At 36.8% G+C, this 17,816-nt stretch carries 17 protein-coding genes; 3 read left to right on the top strand and 14 right to left on the bottom strand.

Features of this window, described 5'->3' with window-relative positions:
• Position 1: 1 nt before the first annotated feature.
• A complete protein-coding gene (locus ACXAGJ_RS05020; RefSeq protein WP_474837692.1) occupies positions 2-244 on the bottom strand; it encodes a hypothetical protein in 243 nt (80 codons plus the stop codon).
• 147 nt (positions 245-391) lie between these two features.
• Here ACXAGJ_RS05020 and ACXAGJ_RS05015 point away from each other — a divergent pair, with 147 nt between their 5' ends.
• A complete protein-coding gene (locus ACXAGJ_RS05015) occupies positions 392-895 on the top strand; it encodes a CvpA family protein (RefSeq protein ID WP_474837690.1) in 504 nt (167 codons plus the stop codon).
• Between the two features lie 45 nt (positions 896-940).
• On the opposite strand, the gene ACXAGJ_RS05010 is transcribed toward ACXAGJ_RS05015, so the two are convergent.
• The 13 genes from ACXAGJ_RS05010 to ACXAGJ_RS04950 all read right to left on the bottom strand — a co-directional run bounded on the left by ACXAGJ_RS05010 (position 941) and on the right by ACXAGJ_RS04950 (position 15,421).
• The gene (locus tag ACXAGJ_RS05010; protein WP_474837688.1) at positions 941-2,806 is read right to left on the bottom strand and encodes a SulP family inorganic anion transporter; all 1,866 of its coding nucleotides are present in this window, start codon (positions 2,804-2,806) and stop codon (positions 941-943) included.
• A gap of 109 nt (positions 2,807-2,915) precedes the next feature.
• Positions 2,916-3,548, bottom strand: coding sequence for a carbonic anhydrase family protein (locus ACXAGJ_RS05005; RefSeq protein ID WP_073315920.1), 633 nt, complete (start codon positions 3,546-3,548; stop codon positions 2,916-2,918).
• 24 nt (positions 3,549-3,572) lie between these two features.
• Positions 3,573-5,171 carry a SulP family inorganic anion transporter gene (locus tag ACXAGJ_RS05000; protein ID WP_474837686.1) on the bottom strand — a complete coding sequence of 533 codons (1,599 nt, stop codon included), beginning with the start codon at positions 5,169-5,171 and terminating at the stop codon, positions 3,573-3,575.
• Between the two features lie 151 nt (positions 5,172-5,322).
• Entirely contained in the window at positions 5,323-5,643 is a 321-nt protein-coding gene (locus tag ACXAGJ_RS04995) for a hypothetical protein (RefSeq protein WP_073315922.1), read from the bottom strand.
• An 81-nt stretch (positions 5,644-5,724) separates the two neighbouring features.
• Positions 5,725-6,474: a tetratricopeptide repeat protein gene (locus ACXAGJ_RS04990; protein WP_474837683.1), complete on the bottom strand. Its 750-nt coding sequence runs from the start codon at positions 6,472-6,474 to the stop codon at positions 5,725-5,727.
• Between the two features lie 9 nt (positions 6,475-6,483).
• Complete coding sequence (locus ACXAGJ_RS04985) at positions 6,484-8,250, bottom strand: BatD family protein (protein ID WP_474837681.1); 1,767 nt, start codon at positions 8,248-8,250, stop codon at positions 6,484-6,486.
• A 54-nt stretch (positions 8,251-8,304) separates the two neighbouring features.
• Positions 8,305-9,204 (bottom strand): tetratricopeptide repeat protein, encoded by a 900-nt coding sequence (locus tag ACXAGJ_RS04980; protein WP_474837679.1) that lies wholly within the window; start codon positions 9,202-9,204, stop codon positions 8,305-8,307.
• On the bottom strand, positions 9,194-10,228 hold the full coding sequence (locus tag ACXAGJ_RS04975) for a vWA domain-containing protein (RefSeq protein WP_474837677.1): 1,035 nt from the start codon (positions 10,226-10,228) through the stop codon (positions 9,194-9,196). Before ACXAGJ_RS04975 ends, ACXAGJ_RS04980 begins: the two co-directional genes overlap by 11 nt.
• Positions 10,229-10,293: 65 nt before the next feature.
• On the bottom strand, positions 10,294-10,803 hold the full coding sequence (locus ACXAGJ_RS04970) for a flavodoxin family protein (protein WP_474837675.1): 510 nt from the start codon (positions 10,801-10,803) through the stop codon (positions 10,294-10,296).
• A 6-nt stretch (positions 10,804-10,809) separates the two neighbouring features.
• Positions 10,810-11,814, bottom strand: a complete 1,005-nt coding sequence (locus tag ACXAGJ_RS04965) for a vWA domain-containing protein (RefSeq protein WP_474837673.1) — start codon at positions 11,812-11,814, stop codon at positions 10,810-10,812.
• Between the two features lie 2 nt (positions 11,815-11,816).
• Entirely contained in the window at positions 11,817-13,460 is a 1,644-nt protein-coding gene (locus ACXAGJ_RS04960) for a DUF4381 domain-containing protein (protein ID WP_474837671.1), read from the bottom strand.
• Positions 13,461-13,471: 11 nt separating this feature from the next.
• Positions 13,472-14,338, bottom strand: coding sequence for a DUF58 domain-containing protein (locus ACXAGJ_RS04955; RefSeq protein ID WP_073315930.1), 867 nt, complete (start codon positions 14,336-14,338; stop codon positions 13,472-13,474).
• Positions 14,339-14,419: 81 nt separating this feature from the next.
• Positions 14,420-15,421, bottom strand: a complete 1,002-nt coding sequence (locus ACXAGJ_RS04950; protein WP_073315931.1) for an AAA family ATPase — start codon at positions 15,419-15,421, stop codon at positions 14,420-14,422.
• Between the two features lie 417 nt (positions 15,422-15,838).
• On the opposite strand from ACXAGJ_RS04950, the gene ACXAGJ_RS04945 reads away from it, so the two are divergent.
• Complete coding sequence (locus ACXAGJ_RS04945; RefSeq protein WP_474837668.1) at positions 15,839-16,591, top strand: SDR family NAD(P)-dependent oxidoreductase; 753 nt, start codon at positions 15,839-15,841, stop codon at positions 16,589-16,591.
• Between the two features lie 85 nt (positions 16,592-16,676).
• Positions 16,677-17,813 carry a DUF5929 domain-containing protein gene (locus tag ACXAGJ_RS04940; protein WP_474837666.1) on the top strand — a complete coding sequence of 379 codons (1,137 nt, stop codon included), beginning with the start codon at positions 16,677-16,679 and terminating at the stop codon, positions 17,811-17,813.
• Positions 17,814-17,816: the final 3 nt, after the last annotated feature.

The raw sequence follows: 17,816 nt of genomic DNA, 5'->3' as shown, positions 1-17,816 counted from the left end.
GCTATTCTGTAAACAAATCCTTTTCTGATATGGTGGTATCCATATTGGCCTGCTGTAAAAGTAATAGTAAACCAAGATCTTCTTTTTGAGCTGCAGACATCTTTTTTAACTGCTCATTTTGCTTATGATCAATATACCAGGAAATCGCATCTTCCATTACTTTCTTTACACTAGAATCCTCTAAAGCCGCTAATAGTTTGAGTTTAGGAATTATTTGATCATCGATATCAATTATTTTTCTCATTGTATATATTATATATATTATATGCTAAATATACATATATTTTTACTTCAAAGGAAGAAATCCATCATCCAGTTTTCCGAATTATACAGGTAACAGAATAAGGGAAGGGATAAAATCAACTATATTTGAATGCATAATTGAGCATGAATGAATTACATAGATATTATTTTGGGGATTCTTTTGTTATGGGGAATGATAAAAGGCCTTAGCAAGGGTTTATTTGCTTCACTAGCTTCTCTGGTAGCTTTGATTGTAGGGATTTATATAGCGGTCCATTTTTCTGATATTGTTGGAGGGTATTTGCAGGAATATGTAGACTGGTCTGAAGGGGCTATGAAATTGGTTGCTTTTGCACTTACGTTTATATTAGTTGTCATCCTTGTCTCTTTGGCAGGAAAATTATTGACCAAAATTGCAGATTATGCGGCGCTTGGTATACTAAACAAAATATTGGGAGGTGCTTTTGGTGTATTAAAAATGGCTTTCATCGCCAGTGTTATCCTGATCTTTGTAGATGCTATAAATCGAAATATTACATTGATCAAACAAGAGACTTTAAATTCGTCCATACTGTATGAACCGGTTCGTAAAATTGCACCTGCAGTTCTCCCTAATTTGTTAAGAAAAGACTCAGAACAACAAAAGGCCTAAAAAGGCCTTTTTGCATATATTATTACATAATATCGATAAGGAAATTTATCCCTTTCCTATCTTTTCGATTACAATTTGACGTACTGCACCAATACAAGAATCAAAATCTTTGAATACAAAATGCTCGGGCACCAAATCTGGGATAATATTCATCTTTTTGGTGAGATACAAAGGTTGTTGCTGTATCCCTACAATAGAAGAATCTATACCTTTTTGATCCAGACCTAGTAAAATCTCCTCAAGAACGTATACCCCGGATTGATCCATATAAGGGACTTTATCCATTCGTATGATCACATGGGCTGCCGTTTCGGGGATCTGGCTGGCAAGCTCCTGTAATTCGCTTGTAGCGCCAAAAAACACGGGTCCACTAAGGTGTTTGATAAAAATCTCTTCTTGTAGCTCTTTTGGGAAATTAGTTTCATCTTTCCATAGTTTTTCAATTTTTGGAGTATGTTCTACGCCATCCAGAGATACTAACTTAGATTGTCTCGCAGTAACATCTCCCATTTTTTTCATAAAGATCAAAGATGCGATGATCAATCCAATCCCAACGGCATAGATCAAATTCCAGGTAACGGATAACACCAACACAATAAGCATGATCACCACCTCTATTTTTGGCATATGCGGGATGGCTCTTAATCCTTTGTAATCCATTACTCCGATTCCTACGGTAATTAGAATTCCAGCTAGTACAGCAGCAGGAATTTGCGAAGCAACAGGTCCTAGAGCTAGTAAAACAATCAACAACAGTACTCCTGCAATCATACCGGATAGTTTTGATTTTCCTCCGGCATTGATATTTACCACAGTCCGGATAGTGGCTCCCGCACCAGGTATTCCACCAAATAGTGCAGCAATACTATTTCCTATTCCTTGCCCCACCAATTCTCTATTGGGATTGTGTTTGGTCTTGGTCATATTATCGGCTACCACCGAAGTTAACAAAGAGTCTATAGCTCCCAATATAGAAAGTGTTAGTGCCGAAAAAATATAGGGCGCCACAGAGCCTAAACTAAAATCCGAAAATATAGAAAGATTGAATTTCGGGAACCCACTTGGTATTTCCTGTATAGGTCGATAATCCAAATTAAACCCATAAGCGATACCAGACACCAACAATAAGGCCACCAAGGTGCTTGGTATAGCTGTTGTTATTCGTTTGAATCCATAAATGACCAATATGGTAGCAAGGCATAGTATGAGTTCTAAATAGTTGATGTTGCCTAATGCATTTGGTAAACTTTTTAAAGAACCAACTACTCCCGAAGAGTAGTTTCCGGCCAAAGCAGTAGCTTCTAATTCAACTTCTCCCGGAGTAATTTTCTCTGCTCTTTTGATCGTTTCTTTAAAATCTCCTAATACCAAAATCCCTTCACCAGCTTCATCTTTAAGGATTTTATTCAAAATTACTTCTTCTGCCTCGGGCATAAACTTACTTACAAAAGCTTTATCTTCTTTTGGATAATATCCCAAGGCTGGCAAGAACTGTGTAATAAGAATCATTACCCCAATTGCAGTCATAAATCCAGAAACCACGGGATAAGGAATATATCGAATATACTTTCCTACGCCTACAGCTCCTAGTCCAATTTGTATGATCCCAGCAAGTAAAAAAACGGTTAGTATGGCTGGCAACGCAGCATTAACATCCCCGTTGTGTGCTCCAATTAAACCTGCAATGATTAACATACTTACTGCGGTCATTGGTGCTGTAGGACCAGAAATCTGAGTATTTGTACCTCCAAAAAGCGCGGCAAAAAAGCTAATAAAAATAGCTCCATATAAACCTGCGCTAGGTCCTAATCCAGAAGATACTCCAAATGCAAGTGCTAATGGTAATGCAACGATACCGGCGGTTAACCCACCAAAGGCGTCCCCTTTTAAATGTTTGAAAAAACCCTTCATATTGGCTATAGTTTGTGTTTGTTTTCCTTATTTCAAAATCAAAAATACCAATAAAAAAAGAGCTGTCGCACACACGCAACAGCTCTTTTTCTAAAAAATTATAAATGTCTTACGCTTCAAAGAAGGTCACTTTCCCGTCATTAATATCATACATTCCTCCTAGAATCAGGATCTCCCCATTGTCTTCCATCTCTTTGAGCACAGCACTTTGGGTTCTGATATTATCGATAGTCATGTGTACATTCTTAACCGCTACTTCGTTTACAAAATCAATATTTTTTGAAGTACGTTCTGCAGCGTCAGCAGGTTCGGTAACCGCGGCTACAGCTGGTTTTATCTTACTGATCAATGCAGTAAGATTTCCTAATTTTGCATCATCACAAGCTCCTTTTACAGCCCCACAACTTGTGTGCCCTAATACCAAAACCAACTTGGTACCTGCCAATTTGCATGCGAATTCCATACTTCCCAGGATATCTTCATTTACGAAATTACCAGCTACTCTTGCGCTAAAAATATCTCCTATCCCCTGATCAAAAATCAATTCTGAAGATACTCGAGAATCGATACAACTCAATATCGTAGCAAACGGATACTGACCAGATTTTGTGTCTGTTACTTGTTCCAAAAGGTCTCTATCCGCTTTTAAGCTTTTTTGAAATCTTTCGTTTCCTTCTTTAAGCAACTCTACTGCCTTTTGTGGAGTAATTGCTGCTTGTGTTTCTTTTGTAAGTGCTTTCATGTGTAGTTACTTATATTATTAATTTTATGTGGTTCGAGGTCTTAATTTAAAAAACTGGATATAACTATCGGGGTTTTCAATCTCACCTCTTTCAGAAATCAATTTGATATCTATTCTTCTATTCTTTGCCTTTTCAGAGAAGTCTTCTAAAATTTCTATGATATCATTATCCAAATATCTAGTCTTTCTAACATCCAAGGTTAAGTAAGTTTCTTCTGGTAATCGATCCAATTCTTTAAGAATTGCTCCTTTATTGAAAAAAGTTACTTCTTCGGCCAATGTCATATTTACGCGATGCTTACCATTACTAACATCTTCCATATGCAGGAAGTGCGAATTTTGATAACTCTTGATAAGGATAACAACAATTCCTACCATTAGTCCTAAACCGATACCCCATAAAAGATCGATAAATACAATACCTAATACAGTAACTACGAACGGGATAAATTGTTTCCAGCCTAGGTTATACATGGTTTTAAACAATGACGGTTTTGCCAATTTATATCCTACGATAAATAAGATAGCGGCAAGAACAGATAATGGAATTTTTGTCAAGAGTGTTGGAATTAAGATAACTGAAATCAACAAAAAGAAACCATGAATAATAGCAGACATTTTGCTACGTCCTCCAGATTGAATATTTGCAGAACTACGAACAATTACCTGTGTAATCGGTAGTCCACCAATAAATCCTGAAATCATATTTCCCGCTCCTTGAGCCAATAATTCTCGGTTGGTAGGTGTAACTCTTTTTTCAGGATCTAGCTTATCGGTTGCTTCAACACATAATAGTGTTTCCAAACTTGCTACTAATGCAATAGTAAATGCAGTGATCCAAATATCTGTATTTGTAATTACAGCAAAATTAGGAAAGCTAAATTGCCCTAAAAAGCTATCGATACCATCCGGAATAGGAACAGCTACCAAATGATCTTTAGTAATATTTAAAGCACCATCTTTGGTAAAAACATAAAACAATATACCAACGACCACAGCTACCAAAGGACCTTGAATAAGTTGGAAAATTTTACCCTTTTTTGATAAAACCTTGTTCCAAAGGATTAATATCCCCAGTGCGATCAAAGCAATCACTGTTGCTCCTACACTCACGTTTCCGCTAATTACGGCATTTATAGTCTTTAATAGTTCTGTTAAAGTGTTTTCTCCATCCAATTGTAAAAAGGCAAAATTACCTTCTGGATTTTTGTCCAAACCAAAAAAGTAGGGTATTTGTTTTAGAATGATAATAATTCCAATACCTGTTAGCATTCCTTTGATTACTGATGACGGAAAATAATATCCAATAATTCCGGCTTTAAGAAGTCCAAAAGCTATTTGAATTGCTCCTCCTAGTACTACAGCTACCAAGAAATTTTCGAAACCTCCCAGTGCACCAATAGCGGATAATACAATAGCCGCAAGACCCGCTGCCGGACCACTTACTCCAATTTGAGAACCACTAAGAATACCTACAACTATACCTCCTACTATCCCTGCTATCAATCCAGAAAATAATGGAGCTCCACTGGCAAGTGCAATACCCAAACATAATGGTAATGCTACAAAAAACACGACAATACTTGCCGGTAAATCATTTTTTAATGTTTTAAAAACGCTCATAATATAAATCTATTTGGTTGTTTGTGCTTTTATCTGAGTTTTAAAAAGTACAATCGAATAAAAAAATGTTTTGTTTCGGTAAAAAAACAATATCAACCGCTACCTAAGCGCATATGCTCAAGTAGACATCATTGATTGGTTACAGTAAAAACTAGGCGAATTCTGGAGGGGGTGTCTTATGTTCCAGATATACCGAAATATTTGAGGTAAACAGGTCAGGATACGTATTGATACTATTATCCACCCATCTTGTAAGTCTTTGATCGAAGTCTTGTGAAATTTTATCTTTCTCTTTTACGTCTTCTTTTTCTGAATTTTCTTTTTCCTGCTGTTCAGAACTCTCTGTTTCCTCTAAGACGATAGAGGATTTATCTTCACAAACGTAAAAATCAATTAATCCAGCCCCATAGTAGGATAAATGTAGAAGGAATCCTAACATGATTAACAAACGAGCTATTTGAGGCTTGAACATCGACTATACTAAATTTTGAGAAGCTAAAATAACAGTATTACTTTCAAATTCTGTTAAATCAATCGTAAATTTGCCCGAATATTACAATTCTTTCAGGTCTTCAGAAGGAATCCAGCCTATTTTTCCGTCGGTAAGTTTTATCTTTTTCCAATTATTTACAGTTTCGGTAACCTCTACTTTTGTTCCTTCATGCAATTGAAAAATATCTTCACTTCGAAGGTTTGGTTCACTCTTGATGGTTGTTTCCTGTGCAAAAATGATCGCAAACTGATTGTTTTGTGCGTTATTAAACTGTCTGAAAGCAAAAAATATTGAGAATAATCCAATCAAAACGATTGCCCAACTAGCTACAAAAAATAAACGCTTTTTTGAGGAAGTTCTAGCCACGTAGTACAAAATAAACAACACTACAAAGCTTATAATACACAATACAGAAGCCCATGCCCAACCGTTAAACGAAAACAATGAGGTAAATCGATTTAAGGTACCCGAGATGAACCCTTCTGGTATCGCATCAATGGCATCTATTGTAGCATTTTGAGCAAAAACCAAGTTGTTTTGGATATCTTCATCGTTTGGAGCCAATTCTAACCCCTTTTCGAAATAATAAATACTAGGTCCTACATTACTGAGCTTATAATGCGCGTTTCCAAGATTATAATATAATGCTGCTGACTCCTGGCCTGCATCCAAAATAGATTTATAGGCGTCTATAGCCTCCTGGTACTTTTCCTGATTATATAATGCATTAGCTCTTTGAAACTTTTCTGTATGCTGCGAAAAACCAGAGAAGCATGCTATAAAAACTAGTATGTTTACTATTTGTTTCACGGTATATTTTTATAATTGTTTATCGATACTAGCAATCACTCTAGAGGCTTTATCATAATCTTGCTGCATGGCCGAAGTAGATGAAGGAGTATATCTGGCAAACTCACAACTTTCTAACAATCCTATAAATTCTATTGCAGTAGTATCATCAACATCTCTTTCTTTGAGCAATCGTTGTATTCGATCTTTGCTCATCTCACTGGTTTGGATTTGCAACTTCGCTTTAAGATAGTTATGAAGTGCTCTCTCCATAGCGATATAAAACTCTTTCTGATTTCCTAAATTTTTCTTGGCCTCAGAAAGGTATTTACGTGCTAGCTTATCTGCTTTTCTAACTCTATTCCCACTGACATCATTAAGACGTTCTTCTCTTTTCTTACCAAAAAATAAAAATAGAGGAATTGCTAACAAAGGTGCCGTTAGTGCTACCCAATACGCAGTAGATTTGAAGAAATGTTCTTTTTGGATGGGTTCGAGATTAGCATCCAGCTTCAAAAATCTGAATTGCGTACCTGTTTGTGTTACCAGCTTTTTGCCACTATTGGTAGCTTCTGTCGTGCTTACCACATCGCCACCATCTGGTCCTGTTTTTACATTAATTATGATCTCATCAGAAGTAATGCGCTTATAACTCTCTGTTTTCAGATCAAAATAAGAGAAAGAAATCGATGGTAAAGGATATTTACCCTTATACTGCGGTACCAAGGTATAGGTATCCCCAATATTTCCTGCCATTCCGGTAAGGTTAGTTCTTACACGCTCATTATGTTCAGGTTCGTACTGCTCTAATCCGTTGGGAACACTTAATTTTGGTAAATCGAACAACTTCAGGTTACCATTACCTGTTACCGATACTTTGGCTTCTAGTGACTCTGTAGCATCCAATTCTCGTTTGTTGGTGGTTACCTTAAAATCAAAAGATCCCACTGCCCCCGAAAAATCATCAGGCTTACCTTGTTGTGGCAAAGGTTTTACATTAATCGTTCTATTCCCCGCGGCCACGGTCTTGTTTACTGTAGAATATAGTCTACCCCCAAAGATATCTCTTCGTTTGGTAGGCACATCTACAGAGACCGTAAGAGTTAAAGGTTCTATGTTTAATTTCCCCGTTTTTTGAGGATACAATACGGTTTTGCGCAGTACTACAAATCGATAAGGTTCTCCTTTATATTCTCCATTTTCGATCTTCAGTTGCTTCATGTCAATGGCCTGACTCCAAAAATCACTATAGGTTGGACTATCTAATTCGCGCCAATTGCTTACACTAATCCTTGGGCTTACATACAGTTTATAGACTACTGTAATTGCTTCATTGAGATAAGGATTTCCTTTGGAGACTTCGGCAACCAAATGTAAATTCTCGCTGGCTACAAAATCAGAGTTATTTCCATCTTTTGGCTTATCGACAGCTGCTGTTATTTCTACTTGTACTGGTAAGGTTTTATAGGTTTGCCCATCAATCTCTATGGTTGCTTGTTTGATGGTGATTCTACCTCTTCGGGTGGGTTCTAGAAAATAGCTAAACGTTTTTGAATAGGATCTTTTACCGTTGATCCAAGAATTACTAATGGATTGATTAGGACCACCTACAACCGTAAATCCCGAAAAAGAAGGAGGTGTAAAGTTATCTCCATCCTTATTCATCTCGAAATCCACGCGTAATCTTTCGTTTACGCCCAACTTTTTCTTACTCACCTTAGCTTCAAATTTTACCTGAGCAACGGTAAATTGAGTTACTGCGAGTACTAGGGTTAGAAAAATTAGTTTTAGTTTCATTCGTTTTATTTTTTCTCTTTCACTTCATCAAAAGCTTTAGGGAAGACGATATACTTACCAGTCTTTATCGGTACGTACCTTTTGCCCTTGTGCTTTTTTGGCATTTATCTTATCCTGAACTTTCTTTTCTTCATTATTCATGGCTTCCAAGAGACTTTTTACCTGCTGAGGAGATAGCTGTCCTTGTGCCTGTTGTGGTTTTTGATCTTGAGGTTGTTCTTGTTTCTCATTTTCACCTTGTCCCTGATCCTTTTCTTCATCCTTAGGTTCTCCTTTATCATCTTTCTCCTGATCGCCTTTATCCTTATCATCTTCGCCCTCTTCCTTATCATTCTGCTTATCCTGTTCATTGTCACCATCATCTCCTTTTTGATCCTGCTTATCATCTCCTTCTTTCTGATCCTGATTGTCCTGATTTTGCTGATCTTCGTTTTGATCCTGATCCTGATCCTGATCATCCTGGTTTTGGTCATTTTGCTGTTGCTCTTCTTCCAACATCTTTTTGGCCAAAGCTAGATTATAACGAGTTTCATCATCCTTGGGATTATTACGAAGTGCATTTTTATAGGCTTCAACCGCTTCTTTATATTTCTTTTGTTCCATATAGGTATTTCCTTGATTATGAAATGCCTTATGTTTTTCGGATTTGGTCGCTGTTTCTATTTTTGCTGCCTCCTTATAACGCAGATGTGCCTCGTCATATTTTTCTGAATTGTAATAGGCATTGGCAAGATTATATTTTGCTGTGGGATCTACAGGATTTTTGGCTATAGCCTTTCTATATTCTCCTTCAGCTTTTGGAAAATTACCATCTCTGGTAAGCACCTCATTACCTGTTGCCACAAATTGTCTTGCTTCATTAACCAACTCCTCGAGGTCCTGCTCTTGTGCAAAACTCAATCCAAATACAAACAACGATATGATAATGCTATAATATTTCATTTTATTGCTCATTAAAAAGGTTTAACTTTTTTAACCAGGATGTCTTTCTCTCTAGCAAGAAAATATCTAAGAACAACAATAAAAGTCCCGCTGCCAAAAACCACTGAAACTGATCTTTGAAATCTGCGAACTGCTTTGCTTCAAACTCTTTCTTATCCATATTTTGTAATATGGTCGTTACTTCTTCTACCACATTACTGGTATTTCTCCCTTCAATATATGTGCCATCGGCTTCATTGGCAATTTCCTGCAAAATTGACGCATTCAATTTTGTAATTACCGTCTCTCCCTGGCTATTCTTTTTGTAGGACTGTATGATTCCATTTCTTTTTATGGGGATTGGTCCTCCCTTTTGAGATCCTACACCAATGGTAAAAATTTTGATCCCCTCCTCTGCTGCTTCTTCAGCAATGGCTTGTACATTCCCTTCATGATCTTCACCATCGCTTACAATAAACAACACCCTATTGGTTTGCTCTTCGTCGTTGTAATAGGTTTTTGCCAATTCTATTGCCTCATAGATTGCCGTTCCCTGAGAAGACAGCATATCGGTATTCATGGATTGAAGGAACATTTTACCCGAAGCATAATCTGTTGTAATTGGCAACTGTGGAAATGCACTAGCTGCATATGCGATGATTCCGATGCGGTCACTTGCCAGATTATTGATAATCTGAGTCACCAATTGTTTCGATTTTTCTAATCGATTAGGCGCGATATCCTCTGCCAACATACTTTTGGAAACATCAATAGCAAAAACAACATCTACCCCTTCTCGTTTTACCGTTTCCAGCTTGGTTCCGATTTTTGGGTTGACCAAAGCCATCACCAGGCAGGCTAAAGCCAGACTGATTACAGCAATCTTCAGTATCGATTTGAAAACAGAGCGATTAGGACTTAATTTCTTCAGCAATTCTGGATTGGCAAACTTTTTTTGCATCGTCTTCTTCCATACCAACACTCCTAAAAACATGAGTATGAGTACCGGAATCCCCAATAATAACCAAAAGTATATTTTTTCTTCTAGTAGATACATATGTTATCTGTGTTATCCTCTATATATTACAACCTTGGATCTCACGTATTGTTACAATTATTAACTCAACTTTTTATCTGTAATGCAAAAGCATTAATCTTTTCTTTCACATCAGTAGGAATTTCATCATCTTTTACCCAGGAATGCACATCTCCCAAATAATTCATGCCCAAATAAGAAGCACTTCTTGAAAATGGCAAATGAAACTCTTCTGGGCGATCATCACTGTTACTACAGCTCAACATACCCATATTCATTCCCCGAAGCATACGACCAAAGTCCTTTTCCTGATACAAAAAATCTGAAATTCGATCCAAAAATGTCTTCATCGTTGCACTCATTGTATACCAATATACAGGAGTAGCAAAAATGATCGTTTGGTAATTTTGTACTATCCCTTTAAAGAGATAATTAAAATCATCATCCTTATTTTTAAATTCATAATCAAAATAACCAATGTCTTTTTGACTAAGATCTACAGCTTCAAAACCAGTAATCTCTTGAAGATACGTTACCACTTTGGATGTATCTCCATTACTACGTGAACTACCAACTAGTATTATTCCTTTATTCATCAATTTTTACACAAAACTTCTAAATACGGTGTATCGAAGCAAAAACTCGACAAAAATCAACAATCCGGCTAATAGCACCAGAGACCTGAATTTTTCTTCGTAGTTATAAAACTTAAACTCTTCGATATCCGTTTTTTCTAATTTATCAATTTCCTGATAGATTTCTTCTAATTTTTTGTTATTAGTTGCTCTAAAATATTTTCCTCCGGTTGCTTTGGCAATTTCCTTCAACAATTCTTCATCAATTTCTACCTGTACCCTTCCGTACTGGAAAGAACCGTTGGGTAATATAGCAACGGGTGCCAGAGCCATTCCATTGGTTCCTAATCCGATCGTATAGGTTTTAACACCATATTCTACCGCCAGTTCTGAAGCAATTTTTGGATCGATAAACCCGGCATTATTGGATCCATCAGTAAGTAATATGATCACTTTGCTCTTTGCTTTGCTATCCTTAAGCCTGTTTACCGATGTTGCTAAACCCATCCCTATGGCTGTTCCGTTTTCCAAAACATTGTCATAGCGCACATCTTTCATGCTGTTCAAGACAATAGATTTATCACTGGTAATTGGCGTCTTGGTAAAGCTTTCTCCTGCATATACTACTAACCCGATTCGATCATTAGGTCTATCTTTAATAAATTCTGCTGCTACATCTTTTAAGGCTTCAAGACGATTTGGTCGTAAATCTTTGGCTAGCATACTGGCAGAAACATCGATAGCCATCACAATATCAATACCCTTGGTCGTTTTGGTTTTTGTAGATACATCTACTGTTCTTGGCCTTGCTAGTGCTGTTATAATTAAAGCCATTGCAATTAATCGTAGTGCAAACAAAAGTGGTTTTAGTTTTGTTAACCAACTACTAGTTACCTTAAAACCTTTGATACTAGATATTTTGAGCTCAGCCTGTTGTTTGTTACGTTTCCATATGAACCAAGTTATCGCCAATGGAAGCAACAAAAACAACCAGAAAAACTGTGGATTTTCGAATGTAAAGTTTTCAAACATTGCTATTTGGGATTTCTTAGTTCTACAGAATTAATAATACGTTGGGCCACGTCTCTGGCATAACGATCTTCTATATCATACACAACTGTGATTTGCTGAAACCCTCCTTGTTCGGCAAAATTAAGCATCACATATTCATTCTTTTGAGTGGTTTGTTTTACTTGGTTGGTAATCTCAAAATTTCCAAACACTTTTACTCCTTTTGCACCACCCAGGGTTTGGTATTCTTCATTTTTTACCGAAATATTTTTGGCTCCATTCCCTTCTAGATATCCTACACTACCTTCTACTGCTTTTTTAAGATCTACCTGTGTTTGTTGTTGGTAAGATAAGGTGCTTACTACTACATAAAAATTACCAAGTATGCTTCCGTAAGCAAAGGTCTCGTTTCCTTTAAGGATTTGCTTTTGCTCCTCAGTCAGTTGATACTCATTTCTGATCAATACTTTTGGGGTAGAGATTGTAACGGGCGGAGATCCATACGCACTAGATATCCATTGGCTTTCTGCCAGCTCTTTGGTGGGATGACCTAACAGCGAATCTTTTACCACATCATACCCTTTGATTAGGATAAAAGCAATAAGCGTAATAGCAACAACCCCTACTCCTGCCAAACTCCCCAGAATAATCTTCTTCTTCCTCTTTTTCTCTGCAACTGTCTTTCTGTATTCCTCATCCGCCAAAAGTTCTTCTTCGGTTGGCTCTGGAATTGCCTCTTTGGTTTCGGTAATCACTCGTTCGATCACATTTCGATCCGCTTTTGCCGTCCCAATATCTGGTTTTGATTTAGCGAATTTGGCCATATCGGCAGTTTTCAGAACACTCTTTAGCTCTTCTACTGTTTGCTTGTCTAAATCCAGTGCTCCGGATTTAATTTCTTCGTCCAACTTGGCGATCAACTCGTCGGTAGTACTCTCCATAGCATGATCATACACCTCTTCGTCGATGTATTTTCTTGCGGTGTCACTAAGTTGTGAATAGTATTCTTTATGAGAATCTTCTTCAAGTAAATGAGATTCGTCTATTCTTCGCAACGCAAGCATAGCTCTTTCGTAGGCTGGTAATTCTTCTTCTTTGGCCTGTTTCTTCTTTTTTCTTCGGAAGACAAAAAATGCAATTGCTCCCATCAATAGCAATGGAATCAAAATCCACCAAATGTATTTTTTCAAATTAAAAAAAGAAGCATCAACCTCAACCAGAGGTTTGATCTCATACATTTTTTGTTTGGTGGTATCTACCAAAACATCTCGTACCTCTACCTTTAAAGAATCGGTAAAAAATACTTGATCCCCAACCATTACTTTTTGTCGAGGTATGGTGTATTGTCCCGAATCAAATTGTGTCAATGCATACTCTTTAATAAGACTGTATCGGTTATCATTTCTAGCCGTATCGATGGTATACGAATCAATGACCTCTAGTGGCATGAATGTCTGCCCTTCTGGAAAAACTACAATCTGTGTAGAATCTGCTTGCACTTCCATCTTATATCGAATCTCTTCCCCGATTTTGATAGAAGTGGAATCAATAGTTCCCTTTACCTGCGCATAACCTGCGGTAGTCAATAAAGAAAAAACTACCCATAGAAAGAACGGAACTACTTTTAGGTTTTGTTTTTTTGTATGTGGTAATCGATTATTCTTCATTAATAGTGCTACTATCCTCTTCTTTTAAAATATCCTAGTAATTTTTTTACATAACTTTCATCGATCCTGCTGCTTAGCGATCCCGCTCCACTTCGATTAAAGCTATCTTTGAAATAGTTGATTTGCTCGTTATAGTACTTACTATAATTCTGGCGTATTTTTTTAGAACCTGTATTGACCAAAAGCAATTCTCCGGTTTCTTCATCTTCCATCTGCACCATCCCAAGATTAGGAATCTCTTCTTCGTACCGATCATAAACTCGTATTCCGGTTACATCATGTTTTCCAGAAACAATTTTGAGCGTTTGCTGATATTCGTCTGCAACAAAATCAGACAGTATAAAAACGATGGCTTTCTTTTTCATTACATTCGAAAGAAACTTCAAGGCCTCGGTAATATTGGTCTTTTTACTCTTGGGTTCAAACTCCAAAAGCTCCCTAATGATTCGCAAAACATGAGACCTTCCCTTTTTTGGTGGAATAAACAGTTCGATCTCGTCGGTAAACAAAATCAATCCTATTTTATCGTTATTTTGCGTAGCCGAAAACGCCAAAGTAGCTGCTATTTCGGTAATGATTTCTTTTTTAAATTGTTGCTGAGTACCAAATAACTGAGATCCCGAAACATCTACCATCAACATCATGGTAAGCTCTCGCTCTTCCTCAAAAACCTTTACATAAGGTTCATTATAACGCGCGGTAACATTCCAATCTATATTACGTACATCATCTCCAAACTGATATTGTCGCACTTCACTAAAGGTCATACCTCTTCCTTTGAAGGTAGAATGATATTCTCCTCCAAAGATATGATCACTTAACCGACGTGTTTTGATCTCAATTTTTCGAACTTTCTTTAGTAACTCCTTAGTATCCATTGCATTTCTTTACGATTCTGATTTTTTGACGAATGATTGAATTAAGTATCCGTGTAATCATTCTTCGAAAACCTAAAAACCCTATGGTACTTCGATCTCGTTAACGATCTTATTGATAATATCTTCAGAAGTTACATTTTCGGCTTCAGCTTCGTACGTAATTCCGATACGATGACGCAATACATCATGTATTACTGCTCGTACATCTTCTGGAATTACATATCCTCTTCTTTTGATAAAAGCATAGCATTTTGCTGCTGTTGCCAGATTGATACTACCACGAGGAGAAGCTCCGAAGTTAATCAATGGTTTTAAATCTTCTAAACCGTATTTTTCTGGATAACGAGTAGCAAAAATGATATCCAGAATATATTTTTCAATCTTCTCATCCATGTATACTTCTCTTACCGCTTTTTGAGCATTCAGAATTTGCTCTAGAGAGACTACCGGATTTACTTTTTCAAAAGATCCTTTCAGGTTGGCGCGAATGATCAACTGCTCCTCATCTAGTTTTGGATAATCGATCACGGTTTTTAGCATAAAACGGTCTACCTGTGCTTCTGGTAGCGGATACGTTCCTTCTTGCTCTACCGGGTTTTGTGTTGCCATTACCAAAAATGGTTTGTCCAGAATAAAAGTTTCATCACCAATGGTTACTTGCTTTTCCTGCATGGCCTCTAGCAATGCACTTTGTACCTTTGCAGGAGCACGGTTGATCTCATCTGCTAATACGAAGTTGGCAAAAATAGGTCCTTTTTTGATAGAAAAATCGTTCTCTTTTATGTTATATATCAAGGTTCCTACTACATCGGCAGGAAGTAAGTCTGGCGTAAACTGAATACGACTGAAACTACCATGAACCGCTCTCGACAAGGTATTAATCGCTAAGGTCTTTGCCAATCCCGGCACTCCTTCTAACAGAATATGCCCTTGACCCAATAATCCGATCAACAATCGTTCTACCATGTGCTTTTGACCCACAATCACCTTGTTCATCTCCAAGGTCAATAAATCCACAAACGCAGATTCCTTTTCTATTTTTTGGTTGATTGAAGCTATATCAATAGAATTGTTCTCTTCCATCTATTTTTAATTTTAAAAGCGTGAATTTAACATTACTAATTCAACATTGCAAATTGTTAAAATAATTTTCGACACCCTGTTAATTCTAGGTTAAATATATCCTATATAACTAAGCAAAAGCCCAAATTTTACAGTATATTTAACGCTCGTTTCAGAAAAAACAGGACATACTGATACACATCGTTTTTACGATGAGTATTTCAAAGACGAAACCTAGATATAGATGTTGCATTTCAAGCAGCCAACATAATCAAAAGCTTTTCTTTTTCGTCTGTGCTGTAGCTATATTTTATTTTTTGGCTACAACAGACGATTTTAAAGAAAGTATATACTCCCAATATGTTGCTATATCTAATGGTTGGTATGACCATTTTTAGTAATCAGAATTTCTAAAATAAAAAGAATAAGTATTCACCTATGAAAACAGCCTTAATTACAGGCGCTACCAGTGGCATCGGAAAATCTACTGCCATTGCATTTGCCAAATTACACTACAAATTAATTCTATGCGGAAGAAGAGCAGACCGGCTTGATCAACTACAACAGGAATTAGGAGAACACACCCAAGTACACACCTTGTCTTTTGACGTAAGAGATAAACAAGCCGTATTTGATGCCATAGAAAGTCTTCCTTCTGATTTCGACACTATCGATATCTTGATCAATAACGCGGGTAACGCTCATGGATTGGATCCTATACAAACTGGAAGTCTAGAGGATTGGGATGCTATGATGGATATTAATGTAAAAGGGTTGTTGTATGTATCAAAAGCGATCATCCCAAAGATGGTCAATCAAAAATCGGGTCACATCATCAATATCGGTTCTATAGCTGCCAAAGAGGTATACCCCAATGGTAATGTCTATTGTGCCAGTAAGCATGCTGTAGATGCAGTAAACAAAGCCATGCTTATTGATCTTAATCAGTATGGCATAAAAGTGGGAGCTGTTCATCCTGGTTTGGTAGAAACCGAATTCAGCAATGTACGATTTAAAGGAGATGATGATCGAGCAGATAATGTATACAAAGGTTTTGACCCACTTACCCCAAATGACATTGCAGATATCATCGTTTTTGTTGTTACCAGACCCTATCACGTCAATATTTCGGACTTGATTGTATTGCCTACAGCCCAAGCTACAAGTACAATGGTTAACAAAAGTTTATGATTTCTTTATTTTCACATCATTGTCTCCCGAATAAAAATAGCTAAGTTTATATTGGGAAAAATGTCGATTGCAATTTGTAAAAGGAATGATTAATAAACGCCTACTTATCAAGAACCTACTCGCTCATAATGACGAAAATAGTTTTTATGACAAAAAGAGGAAGCTTAATATTGGCGAAAAAGAGGGTAAAGCCAAGTTTTTGAAACATATCTGTGCTTTATCCAATTCTAATCCTGAAAACAACTCTTATATTGTGATTGGCGTTGAAGATGAAGATAATCAGATCGTTGGTGTAGATTTTTTTGACGATAGCAAAATCCAAAATCTGGTTAATGCATATCTTGAAAATCCGCCTTTGGTAGCTTACGAAAATATCCCTTTCCCGCATTTGCCTGGAGACAAAGTAGTTGGACTGGTATCGATCCGATCACAATCCAATAAAATATGTGCGCTACGCAAAAACATCTGGAAATACTATGGTGGAACGGTCTTTTTCAGGGATGGAAGTATTAGCATGCCCAAAGTTTTTGATATTGAAATCAAAGATGTCAATTCTGAAATTGTAAGTGCCATCGAAAGCCATGCACAAAACAATATTGAGCTTACTCTGGATGGTGTTTTTGATTTTATGAATTCCAGAAAAGATTATAACCCCACTTACAAGGTTTTTAAAGAGTATTTTGTGGTTTGCTGGGCGGGCAAAGAAAAAAGACAAAACGGAGACGCTTATTACTCTAGAGTCGATATTGCATTGATTAATGAACAGGTTAAGCTTTTTTATTCAGAACTTGACGAGGTGAGCATATCTCTATCCGAAGATCAGTTTAAAATTGTAGAATATGTACAACTTGGATTGCAAGAGACTTACAAATATTATCCGCTTGAAGAAGTCGTCATCACTTTCAAGGACAATGTGAGTTATGATATTGAAAGTAAACTACTTTTTGACCCCCCACAGTTTGATCGAAAAACATTATACCATTTGTACAACAGTAATAATGCACTAATTGATAAGTTAAAAAACAAAATTCCTTTATCAAAAAATGAAGAGAATGATTTGTTAAACCTCCCTGCAACTTATTTGATCTGTTATTTTAATGATTTTAAAGAAGCAAAAGAAAAACTTGAAGACGCCAAACCCCATCTAAAAACGTACAACGGTAAAGTATACTCCCTTTACAAAGAAAGCATAAGAATTTTAAGAAAAGTCAGATACAGTTAATAT

The sequence above is a fragment of the Aquimarina sp. AWH4_224 genome (genome assembly GCF_056160245.1).
The sequence above is the reverse complement of the archived record's forward strand: the minus strand, read 5'-3'. Positions and strand labels throughout refer to the sequence as shown.